Below are 25,546 nucleotides of genomic sequence, written 5' to 3'. Positions count from 1 at the left end.
AGAGGACTTTTGTACCTGTTATAATCAGGCTGGAGGGGATGTGCCAAAGACACTTACCGTGTTTTATATGCAGATTTTCCTAAGGTTTACGTGTAACAAGGTTTTAAAAGAAATCATCAACACCGACAAAAAAGAACCCTTAGGGGTTCTTTTTATTTAAAGCTGAAAGTAAGAAAAAAATTTTAACACGATGTTTAAAACTCGTTATGCCGGACATACTAATTATCGTCGGTGAGCAGAGAGGTGTGGTTCCGTTGGAGCATTCAGCGAAACAACCGTTGCCTAGAGGACTTTTGTACCTGTTATAATCAGGCTGGAGGGGATGTGCCAAAGACACTTACCGTGTTTTATATGCAGATTTTCCTAAAGGTTTACGTGTAACAAGGTTTTAAAAGAAATCATCAACACCGACAAAAAAGAACCCCTAAGGGTTCTTTTTTTCGTCTGTATCAAATGAATTACTAGTATACAACAATGAGGGGATTTCTTGTTTTTTGTGGTAAAAGAACAACCGAATTCCCGCGCCAATTAGAATTAAAGCTACGATAGCTGTCTGACCGAAATTGTTAATTAAATATACGTAATTCGACGACTGAGGGAAGAGACGATAAAGGAACTGTACAACAATTTCTTTAAATACATAGTAGCCGCCTAGAATAATTAGGATGCCCCCGATAATGCGATGATAGGAGGACAAGTTTTCGATAATCGGTTTATCAACGATTGTACCATTCTCGTATTTGGTTATTTGCTGTAAGGCGTCAAAGAAGCTGAAGAACCACAAAATAGGTAACAAGAATAAGAAGAGCGACAGTCTAAGGACATCCAATATATAGATGGAAAAAAGGAAGATGGCCATTAGCTGAACTCCCCGTTTGGTCATTGACAGGTACAAATGGGCGGCCCCTGGGAAAATAGCGATAATCGTGGCCAGCGTCCGATTTTTACGGCCATATTCGTCTCCTACATGGAAATCATCAAACATACTCCGATCGACGAGCTCAAAGCCTTCTTGCTTACGCTGCTGTTGTCTGAGCGCATCGAACATCGTATAGAACCATAGCACAGGTATCGCTAAGAGAAAGGCCATAAAACTTGCATTATGCGTCATAATGCTTACAAAGAAAACGAGGATAATAACACCAAAGAAAGTGACCATCGCAGTCAGGCCCCGCTGCATGAGGCCAAGTTGATAATGACCAAGTCCTGGGATGAAGGAAAGTAGCATAATTCTTGTTCTCTCGTTTCGATTAAGTTGGACTGTGGCGTAATGATTAGCTTCCCAGTGAGGTTGTTCTGAACCATAAGGCATCATTCCAGGTGCTGGATAGGGTTGGTAACGCAGAAGAAAGATAATCATATCTATCATGTTGATGATCCAGGTGAGCGCGGCAATAAAAGCGAGCAAGGTAAGAGGCTCGCCATGATAAGCTCGAGTTACTAAACCTACAAAAATTAGAAAAAGAGAGCCAAAGAATCCACCGCCGTAAACGATGGCCCCGAACATGCGATGCATGTAGAGATGGCCGACTCCAGGTAGAAAAGAAAGCAAGAAAGCGATTAGGCTGCTTTTGTTATTCAAGGACGAGAACCTCCTTTGTCATGTCCATTTTGGAATGTGTCTAACCATGTTAGTGTTTTGTTTAAAAGTTGATCTGAGAGCGGCGGTGGTTCCTGTAGGGAGGTAGGAGCTATAGTGATGTCTGTAGAGTTCATTCCCCGTGAAGCGCCTATGGCACCCATTTCCTGTGAAAGACTATGAAAGAAGCCAGATACGACTAGGAAGAGCGTTGCAGCAGCCGCGATGCCATAGTGAAACATGGTCGAACGGAACCAAGCGCGTTTGGTACCTATCGTTCGATTCAGAATAGAATCAACATAGACTTGCGTATCGGTTTCCATAAGAGGAAGCATACTTGCTGATTGTTCCATACACGTTACATAGTGGGATAAGCAGAGGTCACATTGATATAAATGGAGTTCCATTTTGGACATTTCATCGGGCACTACGCGCTCCTCGACGTATTCCATCCATGCTTGCTTCTCATAATGCTTCAAAAAAAGTCCTCCTCCTTCCAGTTTTTCCGAAGCCACTGCTTGGCTCTGTATAACTTGGATTCCACCGTTTTTACTGTAACTCCTTGAGCAGCTGCGATATCTTGGTAAGTCTGATGATGTAAGTAATAGGCCATGAGTACATCCTGATAATTCGCGGGAATTTGATCTAGTTTCTCGCGTACGAGCAAGGAGGTTTCATTCATGAGAACCTCATTCTCAAGATCATAATAATGGTCAGCCGCTTTAAGCTGTAGGGGTTCTTCGATTTCCGCAGTCATTTCTTCCCGTTTCCTGCTGGATGCCCGTTTGAAGTCGATAGCTCGATTCACCGCGATACGGGTCATCCAGGTTTTGAGACCCTTCATCTGGTACTGTGGGAGGGAGAAGTAAATCCGGGTCCATACATCCTGTGTCAAATCTTCCGCATCCTTCGGATGGCGAACGACGGCATAGATGGTCTGAAATAAATAATGACGATAAGTCGTAACTAGCTCACGGAATGCCGATTCATCGCCATTTAGTATGCGTTGTACAAGTGTATCTTCCTGAATATGCCCCTCCTCCTCTCCGAAATACATAGACGAGAGCCACGTCCTCTATCCCTGCATAAGAGTTAAAACAAAAAACGAATCTTCCGATTCGCTTTAATATAATACCACCTTACGGATTGGAAAAAAAATCAATTAAACTAAAAATAGTTGATTTTATGCGAATAATGTAAATTAAAGTGACTTTTATGCTAGATTAATACAATCTTCATAACTTATATCGACATTTTATTCATTTTTATGTATACATAAGACTACTTGTTAGGATAAAATACAAAATATGTATAGGTAAATATTACTATAGCTGTTTTTCCACGCAAATTATGGACTAAGAAGGAGACACATTCATGTTAGAGGGAGTAAAGAATTTTTTTGCAGGATTATTTAATTCAAATGCGTCATCTGAAAATGAAAATGTATTAGCAGCAGTAACTAGTAATTTAGATCAAACTGCAGCTAATCTCGAGAACGTTGGACACGAGCTAGAAGTACTGGCAGGAGAGCTGGAGCAAACAGCAGAAGAATTGGAGCAAACGGCTGAAGAATTAGAGCAAACAGCTGAAGAACTGGAGCAAACGGCAGAAGAACTAGCTGAGCTAGGCGATGAACTGGAAGAAGAAGAAGAAGAAGAAAAAGAAGATGAATAACGTATAATTCTATGAATTAGAACAACAAGTTTTAGAAAATATAAATTATTCTACAAAAAAACGCCTCCATCCCCACTTTGCTTAGTGGTGTTGAAGGCGTTTGTACATTATTTGGGACTCACTCATTTACTGATACTCTTTTGAGATATTCTCTTTTTACATACGCGCCCGATACGATTCGAACGTACGACCTACAGTTTAGGAAACTGTTGCTCTATCCTGCTGAGCTACGGGCGCATGGCAAAGATTATGATAGCACGAAGGATTACGTGGCGCAACCTTTTGGGTGGCAATATTTCTTCGCTACAAGGCTCAAAGACAGGCTTTGGGCTTCTCTGCAAACAGCTTGCAAACATGAGCGTCTTGAAAATAGTTGCGAAAACCTCGGAGGGATTGTTATTGTAGTCCTCCTAGGCTTAGGGAGTGAAAGGTTACTCCAAGGCGTTGTAATCGAAGATATTGCAAGTAAATAGACGAATTGCAAAATCCAAAAGTCATGTAGATAAGGAAATGCTCCTTATTCCTTGCCACGCAGCTTGCGAAAGAATGTAGTCAAAAGAGCCGCGCACTCTTCCTGCATAACACCGCTGATGACATCAACGCGGTGATTGAATCGTTCCTCTTGCAATAAGTTCATGAGCGTCCCCGCACATCCCGCCTTTGGGTCAGTGGTGCCAAAGATCACTTGCGGGATTCGCGACTGGACAATCGCACCTGCACACATCGGGCAAGGCTCAAGCGTAACGTATAGTTGGCAATCCAGTAGCCTCCAGGCCTGTAAATACTCGCTGGCTTGCTTAATGGCGATCATTTCTGCATGAGCAGTCGGATCTAAAGTAGTTTCACGCAGATTGTAGCCGCGGCCGATGATTGTACCGTTATGCACGACAATTGCACCGATGGGTACTTCACGGATAGCTTCGGCTTTCAGGGCTTCTTGAATGGCTTCTTTCATCCATGGAATATGTTCATCCACAGGGGGACACCTCGCTAAATTCAATTATCCACATGTGCATAAGAATCCGAACAAATATTCGTTGTTAACAACCTGTGGATAGATGTGTGGATAACTTATAAACTTGTGGATATATGTTTTTCATTGTAGGGATTCTTTTCGTTTAAATCAAGCGATAGATCGTCTCCAAAGGTATGACGGAAGAGAAACAGATTGAAAAAAATAAGGTAAATAAGCTATACTAAAGTTAACTTATAGGTTATAAACATAACGAAATTACATAGCAGATTCGAAAATGGCAAACTTGCTGAAAGGTAAGGACGCAAAGCCGAGGGTCTAAGGTTCCCATAGGGGAGCTAAGACAGCCTGGTTACCGAAAATCGATGCTTTTTGATTGAGGTAATAGGCTGTTCCCAGCGATGGGACAGTCTATTTTTGTTTTATAAACAAATAATTTAGAAAGTGGGAGTGGAGACTAGATGGCGAGTGGGCAGGAGCTCATAAAGTTCTACGGCAGCAAGGAAGGCAACGACTCGGATATTCTAATCGACAGCAAAGCTGTAGTGTCCAAGAAGGATTTCGTTTCTACAGGCGTGCTCACCTACGCGCTAGGCGACATCATGGAAGTGGAGCTGCCACATATTGAGGCTTTTAAGCTCGGTGATAAGGTGAAGGTGACGATATATTCCAAATCGGGTCTATTTGTTTTTGAAACGACAGTGGTTGCCAAAGACGGAGGTTCCCTCATCGTCATTAATCCGCCTGAAAATCGCAGGAAGTTTACGGAGAAACGTGAATTTCCACGTATAGACGTGGCTCAAGAGGGTATAATCTTTGGGGTTCACGATATGCATAAGAAGAATAAGCATCAGTTTGAACAACCAATTGGATTTTCTATTAAGAATATGTCAGTTAACGGTTTAGGGTTTACTATTGAAGACAATTCGATTGTGGAAAAAATCTTGCAAAAGCATTTGCACCTTGAGGTTGAACTGAAGTTAAGCTTCTCGTTATCATGTATAATGGAAGTAGTGCGAAAAGAAAAGCGAGATCATGGCTTCTATTATGGGGCTAGATATATTGATATTTTGGACACACACACGAATGCGTTAAGAGGATTTATTCTTAAAAATCAGGTCGAATCCTACTTCATTCAGAAGAAGGATGCGGAATATAGAAGTCAATTGGAAAAAAAGTCTCCGGTCAATCCATAGCCGCAGGCTTTTTTTTGACTTGCAAGTGCTATATAATGAATAAGGAACATTTTCAAACTTAAGGGAGTTGTAACTACAATGGCTTTGAAAGCAGGAATCGTCGGTCTACCGAATGTAGGAAAATCGACATTGTTTAATGCAATTACACAGGCGGGAGCAGAATCTGCGAATTATCCGTTCTGTACGATCGATCCGAATGTCGGGGTAGTAGAAGTACCGGACGAAAGATTGCAGAAGCTGGTGGAGATCGTTGTGCCTAAGAGCATTGTTCCGACTGCCTTCGAATTCGTCGATATTGCGGGTTTGGTGAAGGGCGCGAGCAAAGGTGAAGGGCTTGGAAATAAATTTTTGGCACATATTCGTGAAGTAGACGCCATTGTGCATGTCGTGCGTTGTTTTGTTGATGATAACGTTACGCATGTGTCCGGGAAGGTTGATCCGGTTAGCGATATCGAGACGATTAATCTCGAATTGATTTTGGCAGACTTGGATTCCGTAGAGAAGAAGATTGAGCGTTCGCGTAAGAATTTGAAGGGCGGCGACAAGAAAGTCGTTGCTGAGGTTGAATGTCTTGAACGTATCAAAGAGGCGCTTTACGATGATAAACCAGCACGTAGTTTGGATCTAAGCGACGATGAGAAATTAATCGTTCGAGATCTTCATTTGTTGACGATGAAGCCTGTGCTTTATGCGGCTAACGTGAGTGAAGATGAGGTAGCGAGTGCAGAAGATAATCCTTATGTGAAAATAGTTAAGGAATACGCTGCGAAGGAAAACAACGAAGTGGTTCCAATTAGCGCTAAAGTTGAATCTGAAATCGCTGAGCTCGATGACGAAGAAAAAGCGATGTTTCTCGAAGAGCTGGGACTTCAAGAGTCCGGCTTGAATAGATTAATTAAAGCAGCTTACAGATTGCTTGGGCTATACACGTATTTTACCGCTGGCGTTCAAGAAGTAAGAGCCTGGACGATCCGCAAAGGGACTAAGGCACCTCAAGCAGCCGGTGTTATCCATACGGACTTCGAACGCGGCTTTATTCGGGCCGAAGTGGTAGGCTACGATGATTTAATCGCAGCGGGCGCAATGAATGCGGCGAAGGAAAAAGGACAAGTTCGACTTGAGGGGAAAGAGTATGTCGTTAAAGATGGCGACGTTATGCATTTCCGCTTTAATGTATAAAATAAAACTAAAAAGTAAGGAGTGATCCGAAATGTTAGATCGACTTCAAGCAGTAGCGGATCGCTATGAGAAGTTAAGCGAACTGCTTTGCGATCCAGATGTAACTAGTGATACGAAGAAACTAAGAGAATACTCCAAAGAGCAGTCTGATCTTCAAGAAGCGTACGATGCTTTTATTGAATATAAGAGCGTAAGCGAACAGCTGGCAGAAGCGAAAGTGATGCAGAATGAGAAGCTGGATGAAGAGATGCGCGAAATGGTCAAAATGGAGATTGAGGAGCTTAGCGAGCAATCCGCGAAGCTAGAAGAGCATCTGAGAGTACTCATGATGCCAAAAGATCCAAATGATGATAAGAACGTTATCGTTGAGATTCGCGGTGCTGCTGGCGGTGATGAAGCTGCGCTATTCGCAGGTGATCTGTACCGGATGTATACACGCTATGCAGATAATCAAGGATGGAAAACAGAGATATTGGATGCCTCGGTAAATGATTTAGGCGGGTTTAAAGAAATTATTTTCATGATTACCGGTAAAGGTGCTTTCAGTAAATTGAAATACGAGAGCGGCGCTCATCGTGTACAACGTATTCCTGTAACAGAGTCAGGTGGACGCATCCATACATCTACGTCAACGGTTGTTGTTATGCCGGAAGCTGAAGATGTTGAGATCGTCATCCACGATGCGGATATTCGTGTCGATACGTTCTGTTCCAGTGGAGCGGGCGGACAGTCTGTTAACACAACGAAATCCGCAGTACGCGTGACACACGTGCCTACAGGTATTGTAGCGACATGTCAGGATGGTAAATCCCAAAACTCAAATAAAGAGTCAGCGCTTCGCGTACTTCGTACGCGCATTTCTGATAAATTGCGTGAGGAAGAAGAAGCGAAGTATGCCGGCGAACGTAAAAGCAAAGTCGGTACCGGAGACCGTTCAGAGCGTATTCGTACTTACAACTTCCCGCAAAGCCGCATTACGGATCACCGTATTGGTTTAACGCTGCATCGCCTAGAAACGGTGTTAAACGGCGATATGGCAGAGATCGTATCGGCGCTCACGATTGCAGCGCAGTCCGATTTGTTACAAAATGGGGAGCAGGCAATGTGATGCTGACTGCCAAAACGATTAGAGAAGCCTATGTTGAGGCTTCTTCTTTTTTAGGATCACAGGGGGTGGCGGATGCTGCATCCTGTGTAGATCTGTTGCTCCAGCATCTGCTGGGGTGCAACCGGACACAATTACTGTTCCGCTGGCAGGAACAGTTCCCATCCGAGCTGGCTGCGCCTTGGCGCCAGCTGATTGAGAGAAAGGCCGCGGGTGAGCCGGTGCAGTATATCATCGGCGAGCAGGATTTCTTCGGCCTTCCTTTTGCTGTGAACGGCGCGGTTCTTATTCCGCGGCCAGAGACTGAGCTCCTCGTGGAAGCTTTGCTCCACGAAGGCTCGCGCTTATTCCCGCAAGGTACGCCGCTCCTTGCGGACGTGGGTACCGGGAGTGGAGCGATCCCGGTAACCGTGGCTCACGCGCGTCCTGCGTGGCGCGTGGCGGCGAGCGACATCTCGGCGGCAGCGCTGGAGATGGCTCGAATGAATGCTCAGCGCCACGGCGTCGCGGAGCGGGTGGAGTGGTTCGAGGGGGATCTCCTCGAACCCTTTATTGAACGCCGGATAGCGCCGGACATTCTGGTGTCGAACCCACCGTATATCCCAGATGGCGATCTGCCGGCGCTTCAGCCGGAGGTGCGGTTGTTTGAGCCGCACACAGCTTTGTTCGGTGGTGTCGAGGGACTCGACCTGTACCACCGGATGATCCTGCAGCTGCCGCAGCTGCCGCGAATCCCGACTGTGGTTGGGTTCGAGGTGGGCATCCGGCAAGCGGAGGCGGTGGCGGCGATGCTGCGTGCTGCCGCAGACTGGGATGAGATCCGTTTCGTAGCAGATCTCCAGGGGATCGATCGCCACGTCATCGCAATCCGTGTGCGTGACCGGGCATAGGATAGGTAATAGGCAATGTCATCGGGGATCAAGCGCCCCGATCCTTCTCGTTTTGTCAGCTGAGGGGCTAGCGCGTTACTCTCTCATTATTAGCTAGAAAAAGATAGATTACTAGGTTTAACCCCTATTCTTTTTGCCCATACTGGTTGGTAGAAGCGGAAGGAAAGGGGCTTTTCCTAATGGTTAAAAAAGTTGAACGTCATTCATTTAAACATTTATTATTAGTAGCTTTTGCACTCATAGTTATGATTGCCTGCTGGGACTCTAATCGTATTAATGCTGCGGTTGTATCACCATCAATTCCCAAAGAATCGATCCGTTTGCGAATTCTGGCAAACTCGGATTCTGTGCAAGATCAAGCGTTGAAACGCGAGATTCGCGATGCCATTATAGCTCGAATGCAGGAATGGGTTGTTGGCCCGCATACACTAGATGAAGCTCGAGTAGTCGTGAATGTGCATCTTCCTGAACTTCGTGTTTTAGTTGGAGAAATGATACAAGAACGCGGTTACAGCTACTCACATACTGTAGAGCTTGGTAAAGTTCCCTTTCCTACGAAAATGTATGGGAATGAAGTCTACCCTGCTGGCGACTATGAAGCGCTGCGCGTTACGATTGGTAGTGGTGAAGGCCAAAACTGGTGGTGCGTCCTGTTTCCACCGCTTTGCTTCGTAGATTCAGTATCTGGTGAAGCCGTAGCATCGACATCAGCCGTAGTTGCAAAAACAGAAGGCGAAGCTAAAGATAAAGCATCATCTGCCAAGAATGTGAAGGACGCAGCTGCTTCGTCAAAATCTGTAGTAAAAGATAGTAAAGTTGCCGATACGATGAAGTCTAACAATACGCAAGATAGATCGAGTTCCACCGCAGTTAGTCCTACAGAAAAGGATGAAGTGGCGAATAGGGTGGATGCTCAGCCGAAAGTGAAGTTTTTCATTTGGGAATTCATTAAGAAAGTTGTGGCTTGGTTCAGCTAACCAAGAATTGAAGAAGGCAAGGATGGAAGACATCGTGACAATATACTGGAAAGTAAGTGGTTCCGAAAATTCTTACACGGAGCAGGAGGCTACTGCTGCCGATCTGGCGATTGCTGAAGCGGCAAAACTTCTTCAAAACGAAGAAACGGTGGCATTTCCTACGGAGACGGTTTACGGTCTTGGGGCAGATGCCACAAGTTCCGCAGCTGTAGGGCGAATTTTCTTAGCGAAAGGGCGTCCTTCCGATAACCCATTGATCGTCCACATCGCGAGTAGGGAGCAGCTCGCTGGATTGGTTGCCCCACAGAGTCTCACCTCTGAACATTATCAATTAATGGAGGCTTTCTGGCCGGGGTCTTTGACTATTGTGCTGCCTGTGGCGTTGGGCAGCATTTCGCCTTTGGTAACCGCAGGACTCTCAACGGTTGGGATTCGGATTCCTGATCACCCCATAGCGCTGCGCCTATTACGCGAAGCTGGTTGCCCGGTTGCTGCACCCAGTGCTAATAGTTCAGGTCGGCCGAGTCCAACACTCGCTTCGCATGTGATGGAAGATCTCGACGGCCGTATTGGTGGATTAGTGGATGGAGGAGCAACGGGGGTTGGTGTCGAGTCGACAGTGATCCAAATCGTAGAGAGTGAATTGCATATTTTGCGTCCTGGTGGCGTTACACTCGAACAGTTGCAGTCGGTTCTTCCAAGTACTTATATTCATGAGTCCCAGCAGCAGAGCCTGCTAGAGAAAGAAGCGCCTCGTGCTCCAGGCATGAAGTATACGCATTATGCCCCTCAAGGGCACTTGCACATCGTACAGGGAGAAGATGAGGAAAAGGTAATTGCTTGGATTCAACGAGACATTGATGCCGCTAAATTGCGAGGAATGTCTACGGGGATCCTCACGTTCGAGGAGCATAGTTCTAAGTATCAAGCCGATTGTGTGATTGCATGCGGTTCATTGTCACAGCCTGAAACTATTGCGCAGGAGCTTTATGCCTCGCTAAGACGTTTTGATGAAGAAGGCATTCGTTATATTATCGCCGAAGCTTGCCCGGAAAAGGGGATTGGTCTTGCGATTATGAACCGATTGCTGAAAGCAGCTGGACATCGCCTTATACGCGTTTAGCTAGCATCTTTCCCTGTTTGTCCGCATATCTTGGGATAGAAACGTGGACAGGGGGAAGGCGGTATGCTCGCATCTTCAATAGAACTTGGGCAGCTCATAACAATTATTATCATGGCGATTGCTTTGGGTCTAGATGCTTTCTCACTTGGTATTGGTATCGGGATGAAAGGCATTCGCTTGTTTGATATTTTGAAAATTAGTCTTGTGATTGGTATTTTCCATGTCCTCATGCCGCTTATGGGGATGTTTATGGGGCAGTATGTTAGTTCCTTATTAGGTAACGTAGCGACTACAGCTGGTGGTTGTCTGCTAATCTTGCTTGGATCGCACATGGTTTATAGTTCGATTCGAGGAGAGGGAATGGTCTCATTTGACCATCGTACGGTTTTGGGACTGACTGTTTTTTCTCTTAGCGTTAGCATTGACTCCTTCTCAGTGGGGGTGTCTTTGGGGATGTTTGCGACGGATATTGTGCTAACTGTACTTATCTTTGGCGTTTTCGGTGGTTTGTTATCCATTATTGGTTTACTTGTAGGCAGACGAGTAAGTGGTTGGATCGGTGAATACGGTGAGGCGTTCGGAGGCCTCATTTTGCTCGCATTTGGGATCAAGTTTTTACTATGATACAATAGTTAACGAAGTCTCCCTTCTTTATAACAAGCAAACAGCTTAAGAGGGAGAACGTTTTAATAACGGACTTTAGCTTTCTTCTGAAAGCTTTTAGGAGGATCTCAAATTGCGAATTCTATTTGTTTGTACGGGAAATACGTGCCGCAGTCCATTGGCAGAGGGTTTGCTGCGTATTAGAGTGCACAAAGAGGGACTTGTGGCTGAGATTCGTTCTGCAGGTGTTTCTGCGGTTACGGGTGGTCCCATTTCTCGAAATAGCGCTTCGATTTTGAAAGAAGCGGGTTTCGAAGAACAGATTAGCTCTCTAGCTATTCAGGCATCAGAAGTGAATTGGGCAGATCTAATACTTACCATGACCATTGGTCATAAACGCGCAGTGATTCAGCATTTTCCAGATGCCATAGATAAGACATTTACGTTGAAAGAATATGTGGAGGACGATCCTCGTACTTTGCAGGCGATTGCGGAAAGAGAGCAGCTTGTTACTGAGCTTCAATTGAAGCAGGCTCTTGCGCAAACGGTATCTGTTGAGGAGAGAAGTCGTATTCTCACATTGGAGAATAGCATCCCAGATTATGATATTTCTGATCCTTATGGTGGATCGATTGAAATATATCGACAAACGGCTAAGGAAATCGGCAGGAGTCTTGATAAGCTGGTGCAGAAGCTGAGCAATCATAAATAGGATGATGAGAATAGTCTGCGGAGGTATCTTTACAGGTACGGAAGAATGCGTTAGAATGAGGGTATTGATCAAGACTCGATGTAACTGGCGACGAGTGGGCTAACCACAATGGAGCATCGAGCTATACGGCCGGTCGCCTGGGCAAAAGAGCAACACGCATTTTAATGCGGGTTCCGCTCTTTTTTTCGTTTTCTGGTGAGCTTTGGGATATAATAGGATGGTCGAACTCGAACAAGCAAAGGAGCGTTTTACTCATGAAAATTGCCTTAGGTGCGGATCATGCAGGCTATCGTTTGAAAGATGTCATCATCCCTTTTATTGAATCATTAGGTCACCAAGTGATAGATTTTGGATGCAACTGTGCAGATTCTGTAGATTATCCGGACTATGCGCTTCAAGTTTGTGAACAAGTTACAGCTGGTGAAGCAGATAAAGGTATTCTCATCTGTGGAACGGGCATCGGTATGTCGATCGCCGCGAACAAAGTTCCAGGTATCCGCTGTGCGCTTGTACATGACCTATTCTCAGCAAAAGCAACTCGTGAACATAATGACACGAATGTGCTTGCATTGGGTGAGCGAGTTATTGGGCCGGGTGTGGCTGAGGAAATTGTGAAAATTTGGTTGGATACCGAGTTTTCAGAAGGTGCTCGTCACCAGAATCGAATTAACAAAGTAAAGAGCATCGAAGATCGTTTCGCGCTTCATCCGTAGGACGGGGAGAGGGCATGCTATGACTGACTCCATTCTCCTGAACATTGCTGAAGCGGTGGAAACCAATTTGCGAGAACTTATTCAAGTCGGGGGCCTGATCCCGGGACAGCTGTTAGTGATCGGTACGAGTACGAGCGAAATTGTCGGGCAGCGCATTGGCACATCGGGTACGCTGGATGCGGCTGAGCCTATTTTTGAGGCTGCGCTTCGTGTGAGCCGAGAATTCGGGCTTTATCTTGCCTTCCAATGCTGCGAGCATTTGAACCGTGCACTGGTTGTCGAGGAAGATCTGTTTATTCGTTATCCGAATCTGGAAACGGTGACAGTCATTCCGGTTCCGAAAGCTGGAGGCTCGATGGCCTCTTACGCCTATCGACACTTGGCGAAGCCAATCGTCGTCGAAGCCATTGAGGCGCATGCAGGCATCGATATCGGCAGCACGCTAATTGGTATGCATATTCGACGTGTTGCAGTACCCGCTCGTCCTCCTGTACGTATGATTGGGCATGCTTATGTAACGATGGCCTTTTCGCGCCCGAAGCTAATAGGCGGAGTGCGGGCTGTCTACACAAAGGAAGTAGCAGATCAGCAATACCGAGCAGCATCCCCTGATACAGATTGTTAGTATTCAATCAATTGCATGAGTAGTGAGAATCAAATATCTCTAAAATACATCACTTGGAAATAACCCCATCACGATATAAATTAAATTTAGGAGGAATTATAAATGACAGACTTTTTAAGCAAACAGGACCCTAAAATTGTAGAAGCTATGAATTTGGAACTTGGTCGTCAACGCGACAAAATTGAGTTGATCGCATCCGAGAATATTGTAAGTCAAGCTGTACTCGAAGCAATGGGAACTGTACTAACGAATAAATACGCAGAAGGCTACCCTGGCAAAAGATACTACGGTGGTTGCGAGTACGTTGATATCGTGGAAGATATCGCACGTGACCGCGCGAAAGAACTTTTCGGTGCGGAACATGCGAACGTTCAGCCTCACTCCGGCGCACAAGCGAACATGGCTGTTTACTTGGCAGCGCTAAACCCAGGTGACACTGTGCTTGGTATGAACCTGGCGCATGGCGGTCACTTGACGCATGGTAGCCCAGTGAATGCTTCGGGTATTCTTTACAACTTCGTTGCCTATGGCGTTAGCGAGAAAGATTCCCGTATTGATTATGACGATGTCCGTAAAGCGGCATTCAAACATAAGCCTCGCATGTTAGTAGCAGGCGCAAGTGCTTACCCGCGCACCATTGATTTCGAAGCACTAGCTTCCATCGCTAATGATGTTGGCGCATTATTCTTTGTTGATATGGCTCATATTGCGGGTCTGGTTGCTGCGGGTCTTCATCCGAATCCAGTGCCACACGCTCATTTCGTAACAACTACAACGCATAAGACACTTCGCGGTCCTCGCGGCGGAATGATTCTGTCCCGCAAAGCTTGGGCAGCTGCGATTGATAAAGCGGTATTCCCTGGTTCCCAAGGTGGACCTTTGATGCATACGATTGCGGCGAAAGCTGTTTCCTTCGGAGAAGCGCTTCAGCCTGATTTCAAAACATACGCACAGAATGTGATCAATAATGCTCAAACATTGGCAACTGCACTGCAAGCTGAAGGTATCGACCTGGTTTCTGGCGGTACAGATAACCACTTGATGTTGGTTGATTTACGCAACCTGAATATCACAGGTAAAGATGCGGAGCATGTATTGGATGAGATCGGTATTACAGCGAACAAAAACGCGATTCCTTTCGATCCGACGAGCCCGTTTGTAACAAGTGGTGTTCGTTTGGGTACACCTGCGATTACATCGCGTGGTATGGGTGAAGATGCGATGAAGACAATCGCCAAGGTGATTGGGCTTACGCTCAAAAACCCTAAAGATGAAGCGACGCTCGAGAAAGCACGTGGTATGGTAAAAGATTTAACTGCTCAATACCCTCTCTACCCAGGTTTGACTTACTAAGATTTAAAAAACATAACGGAACGCCTTTTTCGACCTTGCAGGTTGATTAAGGCGTTTTTTCGTATATTTTGACAAGATTCTTAAGAACTTCCCTTTTATCCCTTAAAATTGTGCTAGGGTTCCTGTTTTTACAGGAGATAAGTTGGATAACATATGATATAATAGATGAGGTTTGCCATCAGAAGGCGTCAGTTTTTGTAAAAAACAGATGGAATTAAGTGGTTTAGGAAAAATAACAACGATTGTTGAAGCTAGTTATCTCTTTCTAGAGGTTAGCTTGTGCATAAGATGCAGCTTTTCCATACGGAAGGCTCAGAGAATACTTACGATGCAAAACGCTTAGGAGGAAATATTATGGGAAAAGTATTTATTTGTGATCATCCACTCATTCAACACAAGCTTACATACATTCGGGATGAGAATACGAAAACAAAAGATTTTCGTGAGCTCGTTGACGAAGTAGCGACATTAATGGCTTACGAAATTACAAGAGAAATTCCACTTGAGCATGTTCAGGTGAAAACACCAGTAACGATGGCGGATTGCCGCATTATTTCCGGAAGAATGCTCGGTTTGATCCCAATTTTGCGTGCGGGTCTTGGTATGGTCGACGGAATATTGAAGCTGTTACCTGCTGCCAAGGTAGGGCATGTTGGCCTTTATCGTGATCCGGAGACGCTTCAGCCTGTCGAGTATTACGTGAAGCTGCCTACCGATGTCCAGGAGCGGGAGTTGATCGTTATCGATCCAATGCTGGCAACAGGCGGATCTGCGAATGCAGCAATTGAGGTGCTGAAGAAAAGAGGCTGCAACCAAATTAAATTAATGTGTCTTATTGCTGCGCCAGAAGGTGTGAAGGCTGTCCAGCAAGAGCACCCTGATGTTGACATTTACGTTGCGGCTGTAGACGATTATTTGAATGATCACGGCTACATTGTACCTGGTCTAGGGGATGCAGGGGATCGCTTGTTTGGCACGAAATAGTCCATGCATATGAAGCAGCTTTCTTACGGAAAGTTGAATTTACGCTTACGATGAAAGCTTTCCTATGGAAAGCTCTTAGGAGGAGAAGTACCGATGAAACGCTTGAAAGTGATTACGATCTTCGGAACGAGACCGGAAGCGATTAAAATGGCACCGCTCATTTTGGAACTGCAAAAACATCCCGAACATATTGAGTCTCTTGTGTGTGTAACCGCACAGCATCGGCAAATGCTAGATCAGGTTTTGGATATTTTCAAAATTACGCCTGACTATGATTTGAATGTGATGAAGGATCGTCAGACTTTGAACGAAATTACGACTCGCGTTCTGCAAGGGCTGGAGCCTGTTTTTCAAGAGGCTAAGCCTGATCTGATCCTTGTACACGGCGATACGCTAACAACCTTCCTTGCTAGCTATGCGGCGTTTATGCAGCAGATTCAAGTAGGCCATGTTGAAGCGGGACTTCGTACATGGAACAAGATGTCACCTTACCCAGAAGAAATGAACCGCCAATTGACGGGCGTGCTTGCTGATTTGCATTTTGCTCCGACGGAACAATCCGCAGACAACCTGCGTAAGGAGAATAAGCCGGAATCTCGTATCTACGTAACGGGGAATACAGTTACAGATGTATTTCAATATACGGTGCAGAAGGAATACGAGCATCCGGTTCTGGAATGGGCAGCTGGTCGTAAGTTGATTTTGATGACAGCGCATCGTCGTGAAGCACAGGGTGAACCGCATCGCCAAATTTTCCAAGCGGTACGTCGCATTGCCGATGAGTTTGAGGATATCGTCATTGTATATCCCGTGCATCCAAGCCCTGCGGTGAAAGAGCCTGCCCATGAAATTCTAGGCAACCACCCGCGTATTAAGCTGGTAGACCCTTTTGACGTGTCCGAATTCCATAACTTCTACCCGCATGTACATATGATTCTAACAGACTCAGGCGGTCTTCAAGAGGAAGCTCCTTCATTCGGCGTGCCGGTGCTTGTTCTTCGCGATACAACAGAACGTCCCGAAGGTATTCAGGCAGGTACATTAGAGCTTGTCGGTACGGATGAGGAAACGGTATATAGACGTACGCGGGCACTGCTTACTGATCCAGTTTTATACAATAATATGAGCCAGGCGGCTAATCCTTATGGGGATGGAAAAGCATCAGAACGTATCGTTCAAGCTATCCTCCATCACTTCGACAAGACCCATAACCGTCCTGAGTCTTTCTAACCGTGACAAAATCATGACAAACGCTACAGCGTACAGTTCGACTGTTTGGTTTGGAAATCAGCAAACCCTTGAGCCATAAGGCTCTGGGGAGTTTTGTGGAAGCGAACATTTGAAGTTCATTCAATTGACAAACCTTGCATGGCTTCGATACAATAAATGAGGATTCTTAGGAGGATGCGATGAAACCAACAGATCCGAAGGATAATCCGTGGCGAGCAGCAGCGTTAACTAGTGCAATTGGTATTGACCTCGTAGTTTGTTTACTAGCCGGATATTGGTTCGGTGAATGGTTAAGTCAAACGCTAGGGGGACAGCTCTGGTTGTTGGGTGGATTCTTGCTCGGGCTTGTAACCGGAATCATTAGCATTTACTTCATGATAAAGCGGTACGGAGGGCTATGAATGGATAACTTTTCAGCCACTCTGAAAACGGTTCAAAATGTATTTCTCTTCTTTTTATCCTTTTGTTTAGCTGCATGGGCGCTTCTTGTTGATTACAGAGTTTATATTGCGGGACTGATGCTTGGCTCTATAGTAAGTATCATCAACGCAAGGTTTCTGGCCTGGAAAATCGACAAATTGGCAGCAGCTGCGATAGAGCAGAAGGGACGCAAGGTGACCCTCGGTTTTCTGACAAGAGCAGCGATTGCGGCTTTTGCAGGTTTGGTTGCCGTCCGGTATCCACAGCATTTCGCCTTACCCACGACGATCGCTGGATACTTTTTTGCTCAATTGGTAACACTCGTACTGGGTATTCTTTCTATTAAGATGTCAAAGAAGTAATTCCATTCGATGAAAGGGGTGAAAATGGAAAATATGGAACATAAGGTACCAGAGTTTGAGTGGTTGGGCATTCATTTCGATGCATCAGCACTTATGATGATCGGAATAACAACTATTATCGTGCTTATCCTAGCAATCGCAGGAGCCAGCAAAGCATCGGTAACGAATCCTTCGAAATTGCAAAATTTTATGGAATGGACTATTGAATTTGTAGAAGGTATTATCGGTAGTACAATTGGTTCCAAGCATGGCAAAGGATTCATAGCACTCGGTCTCACGCTCATTATGTACATCTTTATCGGCAACATGCTCGGCCTTCCGTTCTCGATTGTGACCGAAGATCATGTGTCTTGGTGGAAATCGCCAACAGCTGATATTGCTGTTACAGGAGCGCTTACGGTTATCGTCATCCTGCTTAGTCATTATTTAGGGATAACTCGGAATACGAAGCATTACTTTGCGCATTACTTTGAGTTTAAAGGCGCTATGCTGATTCTTCATTTGATTGAAGTTGTATCTAAGCCGCTTACACTCGCTTTTCGTCTATACGGTAATATTTATGCAGGTGAAATCATGATATCTGTCATTATTGGTGCAGGCTGGTTTGGAATAGCGCCTCTCTTTGTATGGCAGGGCTTCAGTGTGTTCGTAGGCGCGATTCAAGCCTTCGTTTTCACCATGTTGACAATGGTTTACATCTCTCAAACGTTGATTCATGAAGAAGAGCACTAAAAGCAAGACTGACCTCGGGAAGTCTCGAGTTAACGATACTGTTAACAAGTAGTTACAATCTTTTAGCAGTAAATACAAACAAACTTATGAATTTAAGGGAGGATTTTATCAATGGGAGCAATAGCATTAGTAGCAGCAGGTATCGTATTCGGTTTAGGAGCACTTGGAGCAGGTATTGGTAACGGTTTGATCGTAGGTCGCGCTTTGGAAGGTATTTCCCGTCAACCAGAACTTCGTGGTACGCTTCAAACAACAATGTTTATCGGGGTAGGTCTGGTAGAGGCAATGCCAGTCGTTGCATTGGTTCTTGCGTTCATTTTCATGGGAAAAGCTTAAGAAACCGTTTGGCGGGGATGGCCCTAGTAGCCACCACGCCTTCGTTTTGCCCACGTTATCAGAAGGGAGTGACGTTACTTGCATATTGAATGGTCCACATTTTTTATACAAATTATCGCGTTTTTAGTTCTGTATCTGTTGCTTTCCAAATTTGCGTTTGGTCCTCTGTTTGGCATGATGGAAAAACGCAGACAATTGGTTAAAGATCAAATTCAAACGGCTGAAAATAGCCGCAAGCAAGCAGAGCAACTGTTAGAGGAACAAAAACAAGCTCTGCAACAAACTCGTAAGGAAGCTTACGATATTATCGAGCAAGCGAAACAAACTGGCTCCAAACAAGCAGATGATATCGTTCATGCTGCACAAGCGGAATCGAATCGTTTGAAAGACGAAGCGCTTAAAGATATCGAGAATGAAAAGAACAAAGCGGTTGCCGCTCTTCGCAGCCAAGTGGGTGCAATGTCCGTTCTGATCGCCTCGAAAATTATCGAAAAGCAAATCGACGAAAAGTCGCAGGAAGAATTGGTTGAGCATTACCTCAAAGAGGTAGGAGGCAACGTATGAGTGACATCGTCGTAGCGAAGCGTTATGCCAAGGCTCTATTCGAAGTAGCTAGGGAGAAAGGTGTTATTTCCCAAGTTGAAGAAGAGTTGAAATCTGTAGGTAGTGCGATTAGGGACAATGCAGATTTGCAGAAGTTCCTAAACCATCCGAACGTCGGAACTTCCGTGAAGACGGACCTTCTGAAGCAGATTTTTGAAGGCAAAGTTTCCGAGATGGTAGCGAACACGCTGCAGGTCTTGATTGATAAAGGAAGACAATCGATTCTTACTGCGTTAGTAAGCGACTACGTTAAGATCGCAAATGAAGCTCTTGGACAAGCGAGTGCAACCGTATACTCTGCACTTACATTGACAGAAGCACAACAAGCAGAAATTGCATCGCAGTTCAGCAAAGTAACAGGGAAGACGATTCGTGTTGAAAATGTAGTTGAGCCTAAGTTGCTTGGCGGCATTCAAGTGCGCATTGGCGACCGTTTATATGATGGAAGCTTGGCAGGTAAGTTGGATCGTTTATCTAAAGCGTTAGTTTAACAAAGCACTGTAAGAATAGGGGTGAAGTTCGTTGAGTATCAAACCTGAAGAAATCAGCTCATTGATTAAACAACAGATTGAAAACTATAGTTCCGATATGCAAGTGGTTGACGTTGGTACAGTCATTCAAGTTGGTGACGGTATCGCTCGTGCTCACGGCTTGGAAAGCGTAATGGCAGGCGAGTTGCTTGAGTTCCCAAGTGGCGTTCTGGGTTACGCGTTTAACCTGGAAGAAAGCAACGTAGGTATCGTTATTCTCGGACCTTACAAAGATATTCGTGAGGGCGATCAAGTAAAACGTACTGGACGTATCATGGAAATTCCTGTAGGCGATGAGCTTCTAGGTCGTGTAGTTAACCCATTGGGTCAGCCCGTTGACGGCAGAGGTCCAATCAACACAACAGGATTCCGTCCGATTGAGTCCCCAGCTCCAGGCGTTATGGCCCGTAAATCGGTTCATGAGCCTATGCAAACAGGTATTAAAGCGATCGATGCAATGGTACCAGTTGGCCGTGGACAACGTGAGTTGCTCATCGGTGACCGTCAAACAGGTAAAACAGCGATTGCTATCGATGCAATCATCAACCAAAAAGGCAACGGCGTTAAATGTATTTACGTTGCTATTGGTCAAAAACAATCCACAGTAGTAGGCGTTGTAGAAACACTTCGTCACGCTGGCGCTTTGGATTACACAATCGTTGTAACAGCTTCAGCTTCTGAGCCTTCACCAATGCTTTGGTTGGCTCCGTATGCAGGTTGCGCAATGGGTGAGTACTTCATGTACAAAGGCGAGCACGTCTTAATCGTATATGATGACTTATCCAAACAAGCCGCAGCATACCGTGAGTTGTCTCTGTTGCTTCGTCGTCCACCGGGTCGTGAAGCTTACCCAGGGGATGTTTTCTACTTGCACTCCCGTCTTCTAGAGCGTGCTGCGAAACTTAATGATGAGCTAGGCGGCGGTTCCATGACTGCACTTCCTTTCATTGAGACACAAGCAGGCGATATCTCGGCCTACATTCCTACGAACGTAATTTCGATTACGGACGGACAAATCTTCTTAGAATCCGACTTGTTCTACTCCGGTCAGCGTCCAGCGGTTAACGTTGGTAACTCTGTATCCCGTGTAGGGGGCTCGGCGCAAACGAAAGCGATGAAAAAAGTTGCCGGTACACTTCGTGTTGACTTGGCACAATATCGTGAGCTTGCTGCATTTGCTGCATTCGGATCTGACTTGGATAAAGCTACTCAATCGCGTTTGGACCGTGGTGTTCGTACGCTTGAAATTTTGAAACAAGGTGTTCACCAACCGATGTCTTTGGAAAAGCAAGTTGCTTCCCTTTACACGGTTGTTAAAGGGCACGTGGATGATCTTCCTGTTCAAGACGTAACGCGTTTTGAAGGTCAATTCTTGGCTTACTTGGAATCGAACCGTCCAGAAATTCTACAAAGCATTCGTGACACGAAGGACATCACTCCGGATAACGATAAAGCGCTAGTAGAAGCAATTGTTCAATTCAAAAAGAGCTTCGCAGCTTCTGTATAAATCATGATGGCAGAGCTTCAAGTTGAAGTGAAGCTCTGCCTCCCGTGTTAATCCTGGGCAGGCTGATCGCCTGAATTCAGGTCTTCGAATGAAGGCTTTTCTAAGCCTCAAAAGAGAGGTGAGCAGGTATGGCAAAAGGAATGCGCGAGATTAAGCGCCAAATCAAGTCCACACAAAACACGAAACAAATTACGAGAGCGATGGAAATGGTCTCTGCAGCGAATTTGAGACGAGCGCAACGTTCTGCGGAAGCAGCACGTCCTTATTCAGATAAGCTGAAAGAAGTCGTTCAAAGCATTGCAGCTGGAAGCAAAGGGATCAAACACCCGATGTTACAGTCACGCGAAGTGAAGAAGACAGGCTATTTAGTAATCACCTCGGATCGTGGATTGGCTGGAGGCTACAACGCTAACGTGTTGCGGAAGGTCATGACCGAGATTCGTGAAAACCATAAATCAACAGCTGAATATTCGATTTTCGTAATCGGACGTAAAGGTAGTAATTTCTTCCGCAAACGTAACATGCCAGTTGTGGAAGAAGTGACAGGGGTTCCGGATTCACCGAAATTCGCGGACATTAAACCTGTAGCTACTGCAGCAGTGAAGAACTTCGAGAACGGTACGTATGACCAGTTGTTCTTGGTATACAACCAATTCAAAAATGCGATTACCCAAATTCCAACCATGATTCGCCTGCTTCCTATGGAAGAAGTTACTGGCGTGGCTACTGCTAGTTATGAGTATGAGCCGTCACCAGAAGGCGTACTGGAAGTATTGCTACCTAAATATGCTGAAACGCTTATTTACAGTGCTGTATTGGAAGGTAAAGCAAGTGAGTTCGGTGCGAGAATGACCGCGATGAATTCCGCTACGAAGAATGCAACGAAAATGATCAGCGGCTACACATTAGCCTACAACCGTGCGCGTCAAGCCTCGATTACCCAGGAAATATCGGAAATTGTTGCCGGAGCGAACGCGAACGCATGATAATAAAGCTTCTACGGAAGCAAAGCTTTTCTTAGGAGGGAAACCATGAGCAAAGGGCGCGTTGTAACAATTACAGGGCCAGTCGTCGACATTGAGTTCGAACGCGGACAACTCCCTGAAATTTTGAATGCAATCAAGATCGAAAGAAATGATAACGGCGTAGTATCCACGATGACGGTTGAAGCAGCTGTTCACCTTGGTGACAACCTGGTTCGTTGTATCGCAATGTCCTCAACTGACGGACTTGTGCGTGGAGCCGTAGCTGAAGATACAAAAGCTGCTATTACCGTTCCGGTTGGAGCAGCAACATTAGGTCGTGTGTTCAACGTATTGGGAGAGCCAATCGATGGTATCGAAGGCGTAGACCGTACGTTTACAAGCGGTATTCACAAAGAAGCTCCAGCTTTCGACAACTTGTCGACGAAAGCGGAGATTCTTGAAACAGGAATTAAAGTTATTGACCTTATGGCTCCTTATGTTAAGGGTGGTAAAATCGGTCTCTTCGGCGGCGCGGGTGTAGGTAAAACCGTAACGATGCAAGAGTTGATCCACAACATTGCACAAGAGCATGGCGGTATCTCCGTTTTCGCAGGCGTTGGTGAGCGTACTCGTGAAGGTAATGACCTTTACCACGAGATGAAAGACTCCGGCGTTATCGCAAAAACAGCGATGGTATTCGGTCAAATGAACGAACCTCCAGGCGCGCGTCTTCGCGTAGCTTTGTCCGGTTTGACAATGGCTGAGTATTTCCGTGATGAAGAAGGTAAAGACGTTCTTCTTTTCATCGACAACATCTTCCGTTTCACCCAAGCAGGTTCCGAGGTTTCCGCTTTGCTTGGTCGTATGCCATCTGCGGTAGGTTACCAACCGACTCTGGCAACAGAGATGGGTCAACTGCAAGAGCGTATTACGTCCACGAAAAAAGGTTCCGTTACTTCCATTCAAGCGATTTACGTTCCTGCCGATGACTATACAGATCCGGCTCCAGCAACGGCTTTCGCTCACTTGGACGCAACAACGAACTTGGAGCGTAGTATTGCAGCAGCAGGTATTTTCCCTGCGGTAGATCCACTTGCTTCTTCATCCCGTATCTTGACGCCAGAAACACTTGGCGAAGATCACTATAGAACAGCACAAGGTGTTAAACAAATTCTTCAACGTTACAAAGAGCTTTTGGACATTATCGCGATCTTGGGTATGGATGAGTTGTCCGATGAGGACAAATTGACTGTACACCGTGCGCGTCGTCTCCGTTTGTTCTTGTCTCAGCCGCTTCACGTTGCTGAGCCGTTTAACGGTTTCCCAGGTCTTTATGTACCTTTGAAAGAAACTGTGCGCAGCTTCAAAGAAATCCTTGAAGGTAAGCACGACAACCTTCCTGAAGTGGCTTTCCACAACGTGGGAACGATCGAGGATGCTATCGAGAAAGCTAAAACGCTGTAGTCTAGTTTAATAAACTCAGCATTTGCTTACGAAGAAAGTTTACCTATGGTAAACGCTTAGGAAGGAGAATCCAAGTGAGTACATTCCTACTGGAAATTGTTACCCCAGAGCGCAAAGTGTACGCTGAACAGGCGAACATGATTTCCGCAAAAGGTATTGAAGGGGAGCTTGGAATTCTGCCGAACCACATTCCACTGGTCACTCCATTAAAAATTGGTTCGATTACTGTGAAAAAGATGGGCTCTAAAGACGAAATCATCGCAGTAAACGGTGGATTTATGGAAGTGCGCAAGGATAAGGTGGTTATACTGGCGGAAAGCGCCGAGCTGCCAGGACAAATCGATGTGGATCGTGCGAAAGCAGCGAAAGAACGTGCGGAGAAACGTCTTGCAGAAACAAAGCAAGAAAACGTAGACTTCAAACGTGCTGAATTAGCGTTGCAAAGAGCACTCAATCGGATCGACGTGTCCGGTAAGTAATAGATGATTGTTAAGAGCGAGGGAGCATTGGTTCCCTCGCTTTTTTTGTTTGTTCAGGTAGAATTGACCTAACCGGTTATTCCAAAATCTTTCAGCAGGGGAGGGTGAGTGATATATTAATCATGAATGGGGGATGTAGATATGTATAAAGATAATTTGAAAATACGCCAATATCAATTATCAGATACAGCGTTTATTGTAAAAATGATAAATAGAGATCCATTTAATTTGCAAAAAGGAATAACAGTTGATGAGTTTGAACGGTACTTAGATAAACCGGATGCAAAGAGTCGTGAAAATACATTTGTAGCTGTTGTTGATAATCAAATTATAGGGTACATATCCCTTAGCTTCGCTAGTCATTTGACGGGAAGAAAAGTTGACAGTTATTCTGCCGTCGACGTCGATTGGCGAAGAAAGGGTTTGGGAACCCTCCTGATTGAGTTTATACTTCAACATTTGAATCAATATGCCCATAGTGTGAATCAGACCATTCATTTTGTTCTTCGGGTAGATTCTCGAACGCCAGGGATGCTTGAATTAGCGCATTTGCATGGAATGGTAAAAAGACATGAACTACTCATACTTCGAAATTCTGAAATCGATCAGGCACAAGTGGTTCCCTTACCCACAAATTTTTCTTTTCGTTCACCTACACATACGGATGCAACTGCATGGGCTTCAGTTTATAATGCTGCGTTTAATGGTAATAAAACTACAGATAGTGTGGTCCATGAATTTGGAAGTTCCGAGTTCAGACCAGACTTATCTCTATTAGCGTTGACTATAGAGGGGGAACCTGTGGCTTTTATATCTTCCAAAATGGTTGGAGGAGTTGGGCAAATTCCAACAATCGCGGTTAAACCAAGCTATCAAAGGCTAGGTTTAGGCAAAGCATTACTTTTAGAAGGTTTATATAGATTTAAAAAGGCTGGAGCGAATGAAATCACTTTGAGTGTCAATACAGCTAACGATAAGGCAATTGACTTGTATGAGAAAAATGGATTTATCCACAGCTCATCACGAAGCTATTATTTCAAAACCATATCCCCTAGCGATAGCTAAACTTACTTGAAGATTAGATCTTTCGTTCATATGCAATTTCCATTGCATAGTAGTACTCACCCCCGCTGAGCACTAATCAGCTGATGAAGGAAATGTGTATTTTAGGTAGGAATTGGGAAATCTACACCCTGAGCCTGAATTGTGACGTTTGGAATTAGTCATCGACG

General features: G+C 45.2%; 29 protein-coding genes, 1 tRNA gene and 2 riboswitches. Of the genes, 25 read left to right on the top strand and 5 right to left on the bottom strand.

Annotated features, from left to right (window positions below; all coding sequences use genetic code 11):
- Positions 1-424: 424 nt before the first annotated feature.
- Genes GK047_RS23295 through GK047_RS23285 form a run of 3 tightly spaced genes read right to left on the bottom strand, consistent with a single transcriptional unit; the run spans position 425 to position 2,636 of the window.
- Positions 425-1,582 carry a hypothetical protein gene (locus GK047_RS23295; RefSeq protein ID WP_205516932.1) on the bottom strand — a complete coding sequence of 386 codons (1,158 nt, stop codon included), beginning with the start codon at positions 1,580-1,582 and terminating at the stop codon, positions 425-427.
- Complete coding sequence (locus GK047_RS23290) at positions 1,579-2,058, bottom strand: hypothetical protein (RefSeq protein WP_163952254.1); 480 nt, start codon at positions 2,056-2,058, stop codon at positions 1,579-1,581. Before GK047_RS23290 ends, GK047_RS23295 begins: the two co-directional genes overlap by 4 nt.
- Positions 2,055-2,636: a sigma-70 family RNA polymerase sigma factor gene (locus tag GK047_RS23285; RefSeq protein WP_205516931.1), complete on the bottom strand. Its 582-nt coding sequence runs from the start codon at positions 2,634-2,636 to the stop codon at positions 2,055-2,057. The genes GK047_RS23290 and GK047_RS23285 overlap by 4 nt, the downstream gene beginning before the upstream one ends.
- A 317-nt stretch (positions 2,637-2,953) precedes the next feature.
- Here GK047_RS23285 and GK047_RS23280 point away from each other — a divergent pair, with 317 nt between their 5' ends.
- The gene (locus GK047_RS23280) at positions 2,954-3,253 is read left to right on the top strand and encodes a coiled-coil domain-containing protein 22 (RefSeq protein WP_163952252.1); all 300 of its coding nucleotides are present in this window, start codon (positions 2,954-2,956) and stop codon (positions 3,251-3,253) included.
- Between the two features lie 163 nt (positions 3,254-3,416).
- Here GK047_RS23280 and GK047_RS23275 read toward each other — a convergent pair.
- Together GK047_RS23275 and tadA are read right to left on the bottom strand one after the other, a co-directional pair.
- Positions 3,417-3,490: transfer RNA gene (locus tag GK047_RS23275), tRNA-Arg, on the bottom strand.
- 280 nt (positions 3,491-3,770) lie between these two features.
- Positions 3,771-4,208 (bottom strand): tRNA adenosine(34) deaminase TadA, encoded by a 438-nt coding sequence (tadA, locus tag GK047_RS23270; protein WP_163952291.1) that lies wholly within the window; start codon positions 4,206-4,208, stop codon positions 3,771-3,773.
- A gap of 287 nt (positions 4,209-4,495) precedes the next feature.
- Positions 4,496-4,586, top strand: a riboswitch (cyclic di-GMP riboswitch).
- Between the two features lie 101 nt (positions 4,587-4,687).
- Between tadA and GK047_RS23265 the strand changes: the two genes are divergently transcribed.
- The 24 genes from GK047_RS23265 (at position 4,688) to GK047_RS23150 (ending at position 25,379) form a co-directional block, all read left to right on the top strand.
- On the top strand, positions 4,688-5,422 hold the full coding sequence (locus tag GK047_RS23265; protein ID WP_163952250.1) for a PilZ domain-containing protein: 735 nt from the start codon (positions 4,688-4,690) through the stop codon (positions 5,420-5,422).
- Between the two features lie 78 nt (positions 5,423-5,500).
- The gene (gene ychF, locus GK047_RS23260) at positions 5,501-6,601 is read left to right on the top strand and encodes a redox-regulated ATPase YchF (protein ID WP_163952249.1); all 1,101 of its coding nucleotides are present in this window, start codon (positions 5,501-5,503) and stop codon (positions 6,599-6,601) included.
- A 31-nt stretch (positions 6,602-6,632) separates the two neighbouring features.
- Positions 6,633-7,709: a peptide chain release factor 1 gene (gene prfA, locus GK047_RS23255; protein ID WP_163952247.1), complete on the top strand. Its 1,077-nt coding sequence runs from the start codon at positions 6,633-6,635 to the stop codon at positions 7,707-7,709.
- Positions 7,709-8,596 (top strand): peptide chain release factor N(5)-glutamine methyltransferase, encoded by an 888-nt coding sequence (gene prmC, locus GK047_RS23250; RefSeq protein ID WP_163952245.1) that lies wholly within the window; start codon positions 7,709-7,711, stop codon positions 8,594-8,596. The genes prfA and prmC overlap by 1 nt, the downstream gene beginning before the upstream one ends.
- A gap of 179 nt (positions 8,597-8,775) precedes the next feature.
- Positions 8,776-9,573 carry a stage II sporulation protein R gene (gene spoIIR / locus GK047_RS23245; RefSeq protein WP_163952243.1) on the top strand — a complete coding sequence of 266 codons (798 nt, stop codon included), beginning with the start codon at positions 8,776-8,778 and terminating at the stop codon, positions 9,571-9,573.
- Positions 9,574-9,595: 22 nt separating this feature from the next.
- A complete protein-coding gene (locus GK047_RS23240; RefSeq protein ID WP_163952241.1) occupies positions 9,596-10,696 on the top strand; it encodes an L-threonylcarbamoyladenylate synthase in 1,101 nt (366 codons plus the stop codon).
- A 63-nt stretch (positions 10,697-10,759) separates the two neighbouring features.
- The gene (locus GK047_RS23235; RefSeq protein WP_163952239.1) at positions 10,760-11,320 is read left to right on the top strand and encodes a manganese efflux pump MntP; all 561 of its coding nucleotides are present in this window, start codon (positions 10,760-10,762) and stop codon (positions 11,318-11,320) included.
- A gap of 112 nt (positions 11,321-11,432) precedes the next feature.
- Positions 11,433-12,011, top strand: a complete 579-nt coding sequence (locus GK047_RS23230; protein ID WP_163952237.1) for a low molecular weight protein arginine phosphatase — start codon at positions 11,433-11,435, stop codon at positions 12,009-12,011.
- Positions 12,012-12,081: 70 nt separating this feature from the next.
- Positions 12,082-12,161: riboswitch (ZMP/ZTP riboswitch) on the top strand.
- Between the two features lie 104 nt (positions 12,162-12,265).
- Positions 12,266-12,724, top strand: a complete 459-nt coding sequence (gene rpiB / locus GK047_RS23225) for a ribose 5-phosphate isomerase B (RefSeq protein WP_163952236.1) — start codon at positions 12,266-12,268, stop codon at positions 12,722-12,724.
- Between the two features lie 19 nt (positions 12,725-12,743).
- Positions 12,744-13,349 carry a TIGR01440 family protein gene (locus GK047_RS23220; protein WP_163952234.1) on the top strand — a complete coding sequence of 202 codons (606 nt, stop codon included), beginning with the start codon at positions 12,744-12,746 and terminating at the stop codon, positions 13,347-13,349.
- 102 nt (positions 13,350-13,451) lie between these two features.
- A complete protein-coding gene (locus GK047_RS23215; RefSeq protein WP_163952232.1) occupies positions 13,452-14,702 on the top strand; it encodes a serine hydroxymethyltransferase in 1,251 nt (416 codons plus the stop codon).
- Positions 14,703-15,056: 354 nt separating this feature from the next.
- Positions 15,057-15,686, top strand: a complete 630-nt coding sequence (gene upp / locus GK047_RS23210; protein WP_163952230.1) for a uracil phosphoribosyltransferase — start codon at positions 15,057-15,059, stop codon at positions 15,684-15,686.
- Positions 15,687-15,779: 93 nt separating this feature from the next.
- Positions 15,780-16,916: a non-hydrolyzing UDP-N-acetylglucosamine 2-epimerase gene (gene wecB, locus GK047_RS23205; RefSeq protein WP_163952228.1), complete on the top strand. Its 1,137-nt coding sequence runs from the start codon at positions 15,780-15,782 to the stop codon at positions 16,914-16,916.
- A 179-nt stretch (positions 16,917-17,095) separates the two neighbouring features.
- A complete protein-coding gene (locus GK047_RS23200) occupies positions 17,096-17,317 on the top strand; it encodes an AtpZ/AtpI family protein (protein ID WP_163952226.1) in 222 nt (73 codons plus the stop codon).
- Entirely contained in the window at positions 17,318-17,698 is a 381-nt protein-coding gene (locus GK047_RS23195; protein WP_163952224.1) for an ATP synthase subunit I, read from the top strand.
- A 24-nt stretch (positions 17,699-17,722) separates the two neighbouring features.
- The gene (atpB, locus tag GK047_RS23190; protein ID WP_240344129.1) at positions 17,723-18,430 is read left to right on the top strand and encodes a F0F1 ATP synthase subunit A; all 708 of its coding nucleotides are present in this window, start codon (positions 17,723-17,725) and stop codon (positions 18,428-18,430) included.
- A gap of 111 nt (positions 18,431-18,541) precedes the next feature.
- Complete coding sequence (gene atpE / locus GK047_RS23185; RefSeq protein ID WP_028556930.1) at positions 18,542-18,766, top strand: F0F1 ATP synthase subunit C; 225 nt, start codon at positions 18,542-18,544, stop codon at positions 18,764-18,766.
- A 78-nt stretch (positions 18,767-18,844) separates the two neighbouring features.
- Positions 18,845-19,330, top strand: a complete 486-nt coding sequence (gene atpF, locus GK047_RS23180; protein ID WP_163952222.1) for a F0F1 ATP synthase subunit B — start codon at positions 18,845-18,847, stop codon at positions 19,328-19,330.
- The gene (locus GK047_RS23175; RefSeq protein WP_163952220.1) at positions 19,327-19,860 is read left to right on the top strand and encodes a F0F1 ATP synthase subunit delta; all 534 of its coding nucleotides are present in this window, start codon (positions 19,327-19,329) and stop codon (positions 19,858-19,860) included. The genes atpF and GK047_RS23175 overlap by 4 nt, the downstream gene beginning before the upstream one ends.
- 31 nt (positions 19,861-19,891) lie before the next feature.
- Entirely contained in the window at positions 19,892-21,406 is a 1,515-nt protein-coding gene (atpA, locus tag GK047_RS23170) for a F0F1 ATP synthase subunit alpha (RefSeq protein WP_163952218.1), read from the top strand.
- Positions 21,407-21,534: 128 nt separating this feature from the next.
- Entirely contained in the window at positions 21,535-22,392 is an 858-nt protein-coding gene (gene atpG, locus GK047_RS23165; RefSeq protein ID WP_163952216.1) for an ATP synthase F1 subunit gamma, read from the top strand.
- Positions 22,393-22,437: 45 nt separating this feature from the next.
- A complete protein-coding gene (atpD, locus tag GK047_RS23160) occupies positions 22,438-23,835 on the top strand; it encodes a F0F1 ATP synthase subunit beta (protein ID WP_147950322.1) in 1,398 nt (465 codons plus the stop codon).
- Between the two features lie 74 nt (positions 23,836-23,909).
- On the top strand, positions 23,910-24,314 hold the full coding sequence (locus GK047_RS23155; protein WP_163952214.1) for a F0F1 ATP synthase subunit epsilon: 405 nt from the start codon (positions 23,910-23,912) through the stop codon (positions 24,312-24,314).
- A 141-nt stretch (positions 24,315-24,455) separates the two neighbouring features.
- The gene (locus GK047_RS23150; protein ID WP_163952212.1) at positions 24,456-25,379 is read left to right on the top strand and encodes a GNAT family N-acetyltransferase; all 924 of its coding nucleotides are present in this window, start codon (positions 24,456-24,458) and stop codon (positions 25,377-25,379) included.
- Positions 25,380-25,546: the final 167 nt, after the last annotated feature.

This window comes from Paenibacillus sp. SYP-B3998 (assembly GCF_010820665.1).
Lineage (GTDB): Bacteria > Bacillota > Bacilli > Paenibacillales > NBRC-103111 > Paenibacillus_E.
Note: the sequence above shows the minus strand (reverse complement) of the source record. Positions and strands in the feature narration are given on the sequence as shown.